The sequence below is a fragment of the Pseudomonas sp. RIT357 genome (genome assembly GCF_000632245.1).
Classification (GTDB): domain Bacteria; phylum Pseudomonadota; class Gammaproteobacteria; order Pseudomonadales; family Pseudomonadaceae; genus Aquipseudomonas; species Aquipseudomonas sivasensis.
The window spans coordinates 235994-247611 of the sequence record NZ_JFYX01000047.1 but is presented as its reverse complement, the minus strand read 5'-3'; the positions used below and the strand labels follow the sequence as shown (position 1 = coordinate 247611).

Genomic DNA, 11618 nt, shown 5'->3' with positions numbered 1-11618 from the left:
GCAAAGCGCCGGGTTTCCTGTTTATGCCAGCGGGCTTACTTCAGCACACTTGCCGCAGTCAGCGCCGCTTCGGCACTGCGCTTGTTCTTGATCCAGTAACACACCGCCATAAACGCCACCCACACCGGGATCGCATACACAGACACCTGGATCCCCGGAATCATCAGCATGATGACCAGGATAAACACCACGAACGCCAGACACACATAGTTGCCATACGGGTACCACAGCGCCTTGAACAGCGGCACTTGGCCGGTGCGGTTCATGTGCTGGCGGAACTTGAAGTGGGAGAAGCTGATCATCGCCCAGTTGATCACCAGCGTTGCCACAACCAGGGACATCAGCAGTTCCAGGGCATGTTGCGGGATGAAGTAATTCATCAGCACGGCCACCAGGGTCACGGCCGCCGAGGCGAGGATGGATCGCACCGGTACACCGCGTTTGTCGATCTTGGCCAGGGCCTTGGGCGCATCGCCCTGCTCGGCCATGCCCAGTAGCATGCGGCTGTTGCAGTAGGTGCCGCTGTTGTACACCGACAACGCTGCGGTCAAGACCACGAAGTTGAGGATGTGCGCGGCGGTGTTGCTGCCCAACATCGAGAACACCTGCACGAACGGGCTGCCGCTGTAGGCATCGCCGGACGCATTAAGGGTCGCCAGCAGGCTGTCCCATGGCGTCAGCGACAACAGCACCACCAAGGCGCCGATGTAGAAAATCAGGATGCGGTAGATCACCTGATTGATCGCCTTGGGGATCACAGTGCGTGGCTGATCGGCTTCGGCGGCGGTGAAGCCGAGCATTTCCAGGCCGCCAAAGGAGAACATGATGATCGCCATGGCCATCACCAAGCCACCCACGCCATGGGGGAAGAACCCGCCGTGTTCCCACAGGTTGCTCACCGAGGCTTGCGGGCCGCCGCTGCCGCTGACCAGCAGATAGCTGCCCAAGGCGATCATGCCGACGATCGCCACTACCTTGATGATGGCGAACCAGAACTCGGCTTCACCGAAGACTTTGACGTTGGCCAGGTTGATCAGGTTGATCAACACGAAGAACGCCGCTGCCGAGACCCACGTCGGGATCTCCGGCCACCAGTAGTGCACGTATTTTCCGACGGCGGTCAGCTCGGACATGCCCACCAGGATGTACAAAATCCAGCAGTTCCAACCCGACAGGAAGCCGGCAAAACCGCCCCAGTACTTGTGGGCAAAGTGGCTGAAGGAACCGGCGACCGGCTCTTCGACGATCATTTCGCCGAGTTGGCGCATGATCATGAAGGCGATGAAGCCGCAAATGGCATAGCCCAGGATCATCGACGGGCCGGCGGACTTGAGCACCCCGGCCGAGCCGAGGAACAAGCCGGTGCCGATGGCGCCACCGAGGGCGATCAACTGGATGTGCCGATTTTTCAGGCCGCGTTTCAGCTCGCCTGAAGAGGAATTGGGTCCACTCATGAAAAGGGTCTCACGCAAGGTTTGATGATGTGAATGCACGTGGCTGACTTGAATTCCGCCTCAAGCAGCGCCGCTCAAACCCCAGCGAAGGCACAAGGAGTACAGCGTCTTTCTAACGGTCATGCGTCACCTGTTTGTTTTTATCTGTGACGAAATCGAACCCGCCAGGCTCGTGGCCAGGCGGAATGATCAGGGTCGGCAAACCCCGAGGTCTTGGCCTTTTGCGGGTTACGCAAAGGGGGTCACAGTAAAACGCGGCGCATTGTACACCGCTCGACAGCTTACGCCCGCCCCCGAACGGTGCGTGCGACGATCTGTCAGGGATTCCTTACAGCCTTGAGTTGACCAACAACGCCGAGACTTACTCGTAAACTAATCGTTACATAGCGGAAACACTGCGTTACAGCTGTCATCTTTGGAAAAATTGGCGGTAAGAAATTTCCGCGCAAAAGGCGCTGGCAGCTCACTGTATTTCCTCAGAAAAAACGCCCGCTAAAAAAACAGAAGAAAAAATCCAAATGAAACCGTGTCAATAAATATTTTGCATTAAACAACAGGGTCTCCTAGGTTCATTCCACTTGCCAGCGACGCCCGTTGGCAGGCCGTTCTCAAACACCGTCCTCTAGGAGATACACCATGCAAGCACTGGAAAACGACCTGGAAACCGAACTGCAACTCGACGACTGGTTTGAAGCGCCGACCCATGAGGCCGCCGTAGAAATGATGCAAGCTGATGCCGTAGTGCCATTTGGCACCGCGATGTGGCCTTTCTAACCGGCAGGCATCCGGCAGGTGCTGTGCACGGCGCCTGCCCCCTTACCCAAGGCACACAAGGACAGACGTCATGGACAAGGCCCGCGCCGTTGAACACTTTCTCTACTACCTCGCCCACCACCCGGCCCTCAGCGGCCTGAACTGCCCAAACGTACTGCTGGGCCATACTGAGCGCTACGATGCCATCGCCCAAGCCATCAACCACAGCAACGCCGCACGCTTCAACTTCCAGGTGCAGCGCCTGGACCTGACCGCCAGCGACACCCTGGCCGAGGCTATTGAAGGCTGTGACCTGTATCTGTTTCTCTACGATTCCTCGACCCTGCCCAACCCTCGCGCCGAAGGCCCTGACTTTATCCGTGCCCTGCAGGGTGTGATGGCTGAACACTGGAAGAAGTCCTTACTGTTCAAGGATTACGGTGACTACTTCTACGACACCTTCAGCGTCGAACCGCAACGCATTGCCGACCTCAACGCCACGCTGATCCGGCGCATGGGCCAGGCCACTGTGCTGAGCTTTACCGATAAGCACGGCTCACGCCTTGAGGCGCCGCTGAGAAGCATCAAGAAGTGGACCAATATAAACGGCGTGGGCAACCACGACCTTGCCCCCGGTGAGATCGCCACCCACAGCGAGGCCATCAACGGGCAGGTACGGTTTGTCGGCACCTTTCTCAGCACCATCCCGTTCGCGCGCAAATACGGCGTGCTGCAATCACCGCTGGAGCTGTGGATTGAGAACTCGACCGTCTGCAGCGTGGCCAGCGAAGTGCCTGGGCTGGTGGATGACTTCAACAAATACTTGAACGCCAACCCGTCCAATCGTCGGGTGGAGGAATTGGGAATTGGCACCAATGAAGGGGTGAAAGACTTGTATGCGCGCAATGCCGGGTTCGAGGAGCGCCACTGTGGACTGCACTTGGGTCTGGGTGGAGGGCAGAAAGGCAGCCATCACTTGGACCTGATCTTCGCCAGTGGGGTGCTGGCACTGGATGACAAGCCCGTGTTCGATGGCACCTTTGCGTTCTAACGATATTGCCAGTATGGGTTTGCTCGCGAGGCCGTATGACAACGCCTGTGTGAAGCGCCTGACACACCGTCTGCGCGAGCAAGCCTCCTGCTGTTTTCTTGATCGATCAGGTGTGTCAGAGGAGAGTCACACGTTCTGCGAGCCCATCTCGCATGTCGTCAGCGTCGGCGAGCCGAGGGATGCAGGTACTGAGGTGAACAGACCGTAGGTGTAATCCAGGCTCTCAGTCGTGATCACGCTGTCAACAGTCCAGGTCTCCGGCCAAGGAGCGGGATTGTTCGGAGCATGGAAGACCAGTGTGGCCTGACGATCCAGCCCAGGCATATCCGATACCGGATAATAGGGCAAAGAGGTGGGATGCTGACGCTTCCAGCGCTCCCACAACAGGTCAAGGTAACAGTGGTGCAGGAAAAACACCGGATCGTTGGGTGAGGACGGCATCGACATGTTACCGCCCACCCAGCGATGCACAGGGTCATGCAGCACGCCTTCACAGAAATTGCCCCAACTGTCCGGCCCCGGGGCATACGGCGTCTTGGCCAGCGCATCCAGCACTTGTTCGGAGTTCGGCAGATGCGCGCCGGGCCCTGCGCCCAGTTCGCGGCGCAAGCCCTTATCCCCCTCCGGAACCCCCTGGCGAATTTCAAAGCGCCCGTCCTGATAAGCGAATGGGCCCGACGTTACACGCTGGGCTTGAGCACTGTCGCCATCGCCGCCCAAAAAGCCAGGCGTGAATGGATTGCTTGAGCCCTCCATCGACCAGTCCCAGAATGGCAGGGTGACGCTGGTATCGTTAACCGCGCTTTGCAGATCCCGCTCGAATTGACGCAGGAATACGCGGTGCCAAGGGAAAAACAGCGGCGAGCGGTGCGGCATCGGCGTGAAAGCCTCCGGGCCGTCGAAGGCGTTGCTGTGAACCTGTACGTAATCGTCATAGCGCATTTGCTGTCCGGGACGCAGGACACTTTGGACGTCGTTTTTCAGCAGCAGGATGGCCTGGATAAAAAGGGCTTTCTGTTCACGGGTCATGTAGCGGTGATTGATGCGGATATCCATGGTCGTCGCCTCGTGGCATAAGTGAGTGCAGGGCTCAATCTAGTGCCGCGGTGGTGAACGCCGGTGGTAACTGTTTAGCCCACACCGCACACCATCACTCGACGAATAACGATCCGGTGAAACGCTCCAGGCGCAAATCCCGCCGCAAAAAAAACGCCAACTTCAACAGTTGGCGTTTTTTTTATGCAGCACTTATTGCATCACTGCGGCTTCTTGCGACCAAACCCCGGACGCTGACCCGAACCCGCTGGAGCGCCACGGCGCTTGCCCGACGGCTCGTCCGCGACCAGTTTCGGGCCGGGACGCTTGTTCGCCGCCGGCTTGGCTGGGCGCTTGGTGCTGGCGTTGTCGGCCGGGCGATCCGTTTCGCCACGGTTGCTGCGACCACCGGCCGGCGCAGGACGCGGTGCACGCGGTGCGCGCTCGCCTTCCTGACGCGATGGGGCCGTTGGACGACGCTCACCTTCAATATGCGGCTGACGGGAGATACGCCCGCCGGTCGCCGGAGCATCCAGCGCCGGGCGAACAGTGCGCGCCACGCGCTCGGCACGTGCCACAGGACGCGACGATTTACGCTGCATGCGCTCGAGCTTGTCTTTGCTCTTGGCGTTCATCTGCGGCATGGCAACTGGCGTCAGGCCCACTTCGGCGCTGAGGATGTCGACTTCGTACTGGCTCATTTCGCGCCAGCGGCCCATCGGCAGGTCGGAGTTCAGGAACACCGGGCCGAAACGCACGCGCTTCAGGCGGCTGACCACCAGGCCCTGGGATTCCCACAGGCGACGTACTTCACGGTTACGGCCTTCCATCACCACGCAGTGGTACCAGTGGTTGAAACCTTCACCACCTGGAGCCTGCTTGATGTCGGTGAACTTGGCCGGGCCGTCTTCGAGGACGACGCCAGCTTTCAAGCGCTCGATCATCTCGTCATCGACTTCGCCACGTACACGTACCGCGTATTCACGGTCCATCTCGTAGGACGGGTGCATCAGGCGGTTGGCCAGTTCACCGTCGGTGGTAAACATCAGCAAGCCAGTGGTGTTGATGTCCAGACGACCGATGTTGATCCAGCGGCCTTCTTTAGGCTTAGGCATTTTGTCGAACACGGTCGGACGGCCTTCCGGGTCGTCACGGGTGCAGATCTCGCCGTCGGGCTTGTTGTACATGATCACGCGGCGCACCGATTCGGCGGCCTCTTCACGCTTGATGACTTTGCCATCAATGGTGATTGCATCGTGCAGATCGACGCGCTGACCGAGGGTGGCCTCGACGCCGTTGACCTTGATGCGCTTCTGAGTGATCCAGGCTTCGACGTCGCGGCGCGAGCCCACGCCGATACGCGCCAGCACCTTTTGCAGCTTTTCGCCTGCAGGGCCGATTTCCTGGCTGTCGTTCTGGTCTTTATCGTTCATCTTAAGCACCTCCCGGTGGGTCGATTCAGGCGTGGCCTGAAGAGTGTTGAAAGCGGGGCTTTGGCCGAATAGGTCGGCAAAGGGTCGCGAATCATACGCGTAAGGCGCGCATTGCGCATCACAGACTAGTCGATATGCGCCAAGTCATTTGTTTTTCCGCCGACCGGTGGCGCCCAAGGCCAACAAACGCAGTTCGGCTTCGGCCAGGACAGTGCGCTTGTCGGTCTTGTCGAGTTTCTTCCAGGCACGGATTTCGCGTTTGCTGCGACCGCACCCGACGCAGATCTCATCGCTGAATTTGCAGACGCTGATGCAAGGGTCTTTGGGTGAACTCATGTCTTCTCACATCCCGCATTGACCGCATCAGTCTTCAAATTCGCGGCGTTCCGCCTCAATAGCTTCGGCCAATGCACGGGCTTCGTCTTCTTCATCGCTCAACGGCGGCGGTTCGAGAGCGGCAACGGCAGCCAGGAGTTTCTCGCGGGCTTCAGCCACGCCGAGGATATCTTCCTCAGGTTCAGCTTCGACTTCAGGCTCAACTTCAACGTTCACTTCGGCTTCAGGCTCAGCCGCACCATCACGCAGCAAATCATCGAAGTCGGTCTTGATCCCCTGCTCCATGTCGTCCAGTTCCAGCAAAAGGGTGTGGAAACTGGTTTCGTCTTTCGGTTCTTCAGGCTCGGCCGTGGCATCGGCAAGTTCCTGCAAACCTGGCGGCACTGGGGCGTCGTCGAAGTCCAGCACCGGCTCGGCTTCCATCTCACGCAATTCGGCCAGCGGCGGCAGGTCGTCGAGGTTTTTCAGGTTGAAGTGGTCGAGGAACACCTTAGTAGTGGCGAACATCGCCGGTTTGCCCGGCACGTCGCGGTAGCCGACGATGCGGATCCACTCGCGCTCCAGCAACGTCTTGACGATATGGCTGTTGACCGCCACGCCCCGCACATCTTCGATTTCACCCCGAGTAATCGGCTGGCGATAGGCGATCAGCGCCATGGTCTCCAACATCGCCCGCGAATAACGCTGCGGGCGTTCTTCCCATAGGCGGCCAACCCACGGGGAGAATTTCTCACGAATTTGCAGGCGATAACCCGACGCCACTTCGCGCAGTTCAAACGCGCGGCCTTCACAGGACTTGCGCAAGATTTCCAGCGCTTTCTTGAACACCGGCGGCTCAGGGCGCTCAGCCTCTTCAAACAGTTCGAACAAGCGCTCCAGGGATTGCGGTTTACCCGAGGCCAGGAGAAAGGCTTCCAGCAACGGCGCCAGTTCGCGGGGTTCAGTCAGATTCATCGATTCAGCTCTTTATTCGGCTCGCGCCCGCACGTGGATAGCCGCAAAAGGCTCATTCTGGACCAGCTCGACCAAGGATTCCTTGACCAATTCGAGGATCGCCATAAAGGTCACCACCACCCCCAGTCGCCCTTCTTCTTTGGTGAACAGCTCGACAAACGGCACAAAGCCGCCGCCCTTGAGGCGCTCCAGCACATCGCTCATGCGTTCACGAGTAGACAGGGCCTCGCGGCTGACCTGGTGGTGTTCAAACATATCGCCCCGGCGCAGTACCTCGGCCATGGACATCAGCAACTCTTCCAGGCTTACATCCGGCAGCAGCTTGCGTGCGCGAGCTTCGGGAGCATCCAGCTTGGGCACCACCACGTCGCGGCCCACGCGGCTCAGACCGTCGATGCCTTCGGCGGCCGCCTTGAAGCGTTCGTACTCTTGCAGGCGACGGATCAGTTCGGCGCGCGGGTCGTCCTCTTCGGCTTCCACCGTCTCCGAACGCGGCAACAGCATGCGCGATTTGATCTCGGCCAGCATGGCGGCCATCACCAGATACTCGGCTGCCAGCTCCAGGCGCACCGACTGCATCAATTCGACATAACCCATGTACTGCCGGGTGATTTCCGCCACCGGGATGTCGAGGATGTTGATGTTCTGCTTGCGGATCAGGTACAGCAACAAATCCAGCGGGCCTTCGAAGGCGTCAAGGAAGACTTCCAGGGCGTCCGGCGGAATGTACAGATCCAGGGGCATTTCCAGCACGGCCTGGCCGTACACCATCGCAAATGGCAGCTCCTGCTGCGCACCTGCCTGGGGGTCGACGGTTTCCACTGACGACATTCAGGCCTCGACCATAAAGGGCGCCGGATCGCCACAACCCACACGGATCACTTCAGGTTCGCCGTCGGCCAGGTTGATCACGGTGGAGGCTTTGCCGCCGCCGAAGCCGCCATCGATGATCAGGTCTACCTGCTTTTCCAGCAATTGGCGCATTTCGTACGGGTCTTCCAGCGGCTCGGTGTCGCCGGGCATGATCAACGAAACGCTCATCAGCGGTTCACCCAGCTCCGCCAGCAACGCCAGGGCAATCGGGTGCTCCGGCACACGCAGGCCGATGGTGCGTTTTTTGGGATGCAGCAGAAGGCGCGGCACTTCGCGTGTGGCGTTGAGAATGAAGGTGTAAGGCCCCGGCGTGTGGGCCTTGAGCAGGCGGAAAGTACCGGTATCGACCTTGGCGAACAGCCCCAGTTGGGATAGATCGCTGCAGATCAGTGCAAAGTTATGCTTGTCGTCCAGCTGACGCAGGCGCCGCACACGTTCGACCGCGCCCTTGTCACCTATCTGACAACCGATGGCGTAGGACGAATCTGTTGGGTAGATCACCACGCCGCCGGCGCGAATAATCTCCACGGCCTGTTTAATCAGGCGCGCCTGGGGATTTTCCGGATGAATCTGGAAGAATTGACTCACGAGCTCTACCTGTTCAGACGGTGGCAACAATGGGGTCATGCTTGAATCGCCCCCACAAAAGCGGCAAATCTTCCGGGATCGCGCGGTACTCGCCGATCTCGGACCAGCCGCCTGGGCCATGAAAGTCACTGCCGGCACTGACCAGCAGACCAAATTCGCGGGCAAGAATCGCCAGGCTGCCGACCTGTTCGGCGGGTTGATGCCCGTTGACCACTTCGATTGCGTGGCCACCCGCTCCAATATAGTCGCTGATCAGCTTGCGGCGCTTGCTGCGAGTGAAATCGTAATGCCAGGGATGCGCCAGGCTGACCCAAGCCCCGGAGGCCCGCAGGGTCTCGACGGTGTCTTCAAGGGTCGGCCAATGTTGCTTCACATCGCCCAACTTGCCGGCGCCCAACCATTTGCGAAAAGCCTCGGCGCGGTCTTTAACAAAACCTTCACGCACCATCCAATCGGCAAAGTGCGGACGGGCCGGCGCATTGCCGCTGTCGCCCAGCTCCTGCTGGATCGCGCGGGCGCCGTCGAGGGCATTAGGCATGCCTTTGAGGGCCAGCTTGCGGCTTATTTCTTCGGACCGCAGCCAGCGGCCATCGTGCAATTGCGCGATAGCCTCCATCAACGGCGCGGCGTTTTGATCGAAACCATAACCGAGCACGTGAATGGTGGCCCCGCCCCAGGTGCAGGACAATTCGACACCGTTGACCAGTTGCATGCCCAACGAATGGGCGGTTGCGCGCGCTTCGTCAAGACCTTCAAGGGTGTCGTGGTCGGTCAACGCCAGGACTCGCACGCCTTTTTCAAACGCACGCGCAACCAGTACCGCAGGCGCCAGGGCGCCGTCGGAGGCCGTGCTGTGGCAGTGCAAATCAACATTCACGGGAGTGTGTAACCTCAAGTCAGCTGGCGCTTTCGCAACCAAGGATGTTTGTTATTATGCCGCCACATCCAGCTTCTGGCTCTTACTGTGAAACAATTCATCGACTTCATCCCGCTGTTGCTGTTCTTCATCGTTTACAAACTCGACCCTCGGGTCATCGATCTGGCCGGCCACGAGCTCACCTTCGGCGGCATCTACAGCGCCACCGCTGTGCTGATCATCAGCTCTGTCGTGGTCTACGGCGCTATCTTCATCTCCCAGCGCAAACTGGAAAAAAGCCAATGGCTGACCCTGGTCGCGTGCCTGGTCTTCGGCAGCCTGACCCTGGCCTTCCACAGCGAAACCTTTCTTAAATGGAAAGCCCCGGTGGTGAACTGGCTGTTTGCCCTGGCGTTTATCGGCAGCCACTTCATCGGCGACCGCCTGCTCATCAAGCGAATCATGGGCCACGCGCTCACCCTGCCAGAACCGGTCTGGACGCGCCTGAACATTGCCTGGATCGTGTTTTTCATCTTCTGCGGCGCCGCCAACCTGTTCGTGGCCTTTACCTTCCAGGATTACTGGGTCGACTTCAAAGTGTTCGGCAGCCTGGGCATGACCGTGTTGTTCCTGGTCGCCCAGGGCATTTACCTGTCGCGCCACCTGCATGATGCCGAGACCACTACGCCGAAAACCGAGGACTGACATGCTCTACGCAATCATTGCTACTGACGTTGCCAACTCGCTGGAAAAACGCCTTTCCGTTCGCCCGGCACACGTCGAGCGCCTCAAAGTGCTGCAAGCCGAAGGCCGCATCGTACTGGCCGGCCCGCACCCGGCCGTAGACAGCAACGACCCAGGCGACGCTGGCTTCACCGGTAGCCTGATCGTCGCCGAGTTCGCCTCCCTGGCCGATGCCCAGGCCTGGGCGAAGGCTGATCCTTATGTCGCGGCGGGCGTTTACGCCGATGTCGTGATCAAGCCGTTCAAACAAGTCCTGCCTTAACCCAAGCTGCGCCGAACCGATTGCGTTCGGCGCGCTGCTTATTACTCATTATTCTCGGTAACCTGCCGACAACGTTCTGAATATTCGTGTGGAATCAGGAGTTCCGATGCGCTTACGTCAGTTTTGTCTGTTGGCAGTGTTAACAATCGGGGCTACGGCCCACGCTGAAGAAACCTCGAACACCGGCAGTTCCACGCCCTTGTCCTTGAGTGCCGGCAGCCAGATCAGCGAGCTGCAGCAACGTTTGAAAGAAAGCGAACGGCAGCGTGAAGCACTGACCAAACAACTGCAAAGCGCGGATGCTACGCGCGAAAGCGCCCAATTGAGTCGCCTTCGCCAAGAGAACCAAAAGCTGGCCCAGCAACTCAAAGATTCACAGGGCGGTACCTTGAGCCGATGGCTGACCGAGCAACAGCAGTGGTTTGTCACCGGCGGGGCCGTCGCACTGATCGCCTTGCTGTGCGGGATCTTCGCCAGCGGGGGGCACCGTCGCCGTCGACAATGGCTAAATTGAGTGAGTCATGAGCGAGCTGTTACTGATAGATGATGACCAGGAGCTCTGCGAGCTGCTGACCAGTTGGTTGAGCCAGGAAGGCTTTCAGGTGCATGCCTGCCACGATGGCTTGAGCGCGCGCAAGGCCTTGGCCGACAGTGCTCCGGCAGCGGTCGTGCTCGACGTAATGCTGCCAGACGGCAGCGGTCTGGAGCTGCTCAAGCAATTGCGCAACGATCACCCGGAGCTGCCGGTGCTGATGCTATCGGCCCGGGGCGAACCGTTGGACCGCATCCTCGGTCTGGAACTGGGTGCCGACGATTACCTCGCCAAGCCCTGCGACCCCCGTGAACTGACCGCCCGCCTGCGCGCGGTATTACGCCGCAGCCACCCGGCCGCCGTGTCCAGCCAGCTTGAGCTGGGCGACCTGTGTTTCAGCCCGGTACGGGGTGTGGTCAGCATTGATGAACAGGAATTTACCCTCACCGTCTCCGAAAGCCGCCTGCTGGAAGCCTTGCTGCGCCAGCCCGGCGAGCCCTTGGACAAGCAGGAACTGGCGCAGATCGCCCTTGGCCGCAAGTTGACCCTGTACGACCGCAGCCTGGACATGCACGTGAGCAACCTGCGCAAAAAGATCGGCCCGCACCCGGACGGACGTCCACGGATCGTGGCGTTGCGCAGCCGAGGCTATTACTACGCCCCGTGAAAGTTTTGTCAGTTAGCACAAAATCGTCTTTACCCAAGCTTTACGCTCCCCTGACTGCCGCTGACCTTGATCTGGGTAAC

14 protein-coding genes are annotated in these 11618 nt (G+C 59.5%); 6 read left to right on the top strand and 8 right to left on the bottom strand.

The features are described from left to right. Positions 1–35 precede the first annotated feature (35 nt). Entirely contained in the window at positions 36–1454 is a 1419-nt protein-coding gene (locus BW43_RS03140; RefSeq protein WP_032890982.1) for an amino acid permease, read from the bottom strand. Between the two features lie 636 nt (positions 1455–2090). Here BW43_RS03140 and BW43_RS29075 point away from each other — a divergent pair. Next, positions 2091–2228 carry a hypothetical protein gene (locus BW43_RS29075; protein ID WP_003175756.1) on the top strand — a complete coding sequence of 46 codons (138 nt, stop codon included), beginning with the start codon at positions 2091–2093 and terminating at the stop codon, positions 2226–2228. A 70-nt stretch (positions 2229–2298) separates the two neighbouring features. Beyond that, positions 2299–3258 carry a hypothetical protein gene (locus BW43_RS03150; protein ID WP_032890981.1) on the top strand — a complete coding sequence of 320 codons (960 nt, stop codon included), beginning with the start codon at positions 2299–2301 and terminating at the stop codon, positions 3256–3258. 126 nt (positions 3259–3384) lie between these two features. Here the strand turns inward: BW43_RS03150 and BW43_RS03155 are convergent, their stop codons facing one another. The 7 genes from BW43_RS03155 to BW43_RS03185 form a co-directional block, all read right to left on the bottom strand. Continuing rightward, a complete protein-coding gene (locus BW43_RS03155) occupies positions 3385–4314 on the bottom strand; it encodes a tyrosinase family protein (RefSeq protein WP_081797857.1) in 930 nt (309 codons plus the stop codon). A gap of 200 nt (positions 4315–4514) precedes the next feature. Then, positions 4515–5726: a 23S rRNA pseudouridine(2605) synthase RluB gene (gene rluB / locus BW43_RS03160; RefSeq protein ID WP_032890980.1), complete on the bottom strand. Its 1212-nt coding sequence runs from the start codon at positions 5724–5726 to the stop codon at positions 4515–4517. A 144-nt stretch (positions 5727–5870) separates the two neighbouring features. After that, complete coding sequence (locus BW43_RS03165; RefSeq protein ID WP_032890979.1) at positions 5871–6062, bottom strand: DUF1289 domain-containing protein; 192 nt, start codon at positions 6060–6062, stop codon at positions 5871–5873. Positions 6063–6089: 27 nt separating this feature from the next. Beyond that, a complete protein-coding gene (gene scpB, locus BW43_RS03170) occupies positions 6090–7016 on the bottom strand; it encodes an SMC-Scp complex subunit ScpB (RefSeq protein WP_032890978.1) in 927 nt (308 codons plus the stop codon). 12 nt (positions 7017–7028) lie between these two features. Continuing rightward, a complete protein-coding gene (locus BW43_RS03175; protein WP_177326464.1) occupies positions 7029–7727 on the bottom strand; it encodes a ScpA family protein in 699 nt (232 codons plus the stop codon). A 120-nt stretch (positions 7728–7847) separates the two neighbouring features. After that, on the bottom strand, positions 7848–8477 hold the full coding sequence (locus BW43_RS03180; RefSeq protein WP_015885581.1) for an L-threonylcarbamoyladenylate synthase: 630 nt from the start codon (positions 8475–8477) through the stop codon (positions 7848–7850). A 13-nt stretch (positions 8478–8490) separates the two neighbouring features. After that, positions 8491–9354 (bottom strand): PHP domain-containing protein, encoded by an 864-nt coding sequence (locus BW43_RS03185; RefSeq protein WP_032890975.1) that lies wholly within the window; start codon positions 9352–9354, stop codon positions 8491–8493. An 87-nt stretch (positions 9355–9441) separates the two neighbouring features. Here BW43_RS03185 and BW43_RS03190 point away from each other — a divergent pair, with 87 nt between their 5' ends. From BW43_RS03190 to BW43_RS03205, 4 genes are all read left to right on the top strand, one after another. Next, entirely contained in the window at positions 9442–10038 is a 597-nt protein-coding gene (locus BW43_RS03190; RefSeq protein ID WP_032890974.1) for a septation protein A, read from the top strand. A gap of 1 nt (position 10039) precedes the next feature. Beyond that, positions 10040–10339 (top strand): YciI family protein, encoded by a 300-nt coding sequence (locus BW43_RS03195; protein WP_027605568.1) that lies wholly within the window; start codon positions 10040–10042, stop codon positions 10337–10339. 106 nt (positions 10340–10445) lie between these two features. Further along, positions 10446–10853, top strand: coding sequence for a hypothetical protein (locus BW43_RS03200; protein ID WP_032890973.1), 408 nt, complete (start codon positions 10446–10448; stop codon positions 10851–10853). 7 nt (positions 10854–10860) lie between these two features. After that, a complete protein-coding gene (locus BW43_RS03205; RefSeq protein WP_032890972.1) occupies positions 10861–11538 on the top strand; it encodes a response regulator transcription factor in 678 nt (225 codons plus the stop codon). The last annotated feature ends 80 nt before the right edge of the window (positions 11539–11618 follow it).

Coding starts and splice junctions, on each gene's coding strand:
- BW43_RS03140 (WP_032890982.1), bottom strand. CDS start 1,454: ATGAGTGGACCCAATTCCTCTTCAGGCGAGCTGAAACGCGGCCTGAAA.
- BW43_RS29075 (WP_003175756.1), top strand. CDS start 2,091: ATGCAAGCACTGGAAAACGACCTGGAAACCGAACTGCAACTCGACGAC.
- BW43_RS03150 (WP_032890981.1), top strand. CDS start 2,299: ATGGACAAGGCCCGCGCCGTTGAACACTTTCTCTACTACCTCGCCCAC.
- BW43_RS03155 (WP_081797857.1), bottom strand. CDS start 4,314: ATGGATATCCGCATCAATCACCGCTACATGACCCGTGAACAGAAAGCC.
- rluB (WP_032890980.1), bottom strand. CDS start 5,726: ATGAACGATAAAGACCAGAACGACAGCCAGGAAATCGGCCCTGCAGGC.
- BW43_RS03165 (WP_032890979.1), bottom strand. CDS start 6,062: ATGAGTTCACCCAAAGACCCTTGCATCAGCGTCTGCAAATTCAGCGAT.
- scpB (WP_032890978.1), bottom strand. CDS start 7,016: ATGAATCTGACTGAACCCCGCGAACTGGCGCCGTTGCTGGAAGCCTTT.
- BW43_RS03195 (WP_027605568.1), top strand. CDS start 10,040: ATGCTCTACGCAATCATTGCTACTGACGTTGCCAACTCGCTGGAAAAA.
- BW43_RS03200 (WP_032890973.1), top strand. CDS start 10,446: ATGCGCTTACGTCAGTTTTGTCTGTTGGCAGTGTTAACAATCGGGGCT.
- BW43_RS03205 (WP_032890972.1), top strand. CDS start 10,861: ATGAGCGAGCTGTTACTGATAGATGATGACCAGGAGCTCTGCGAGCTG.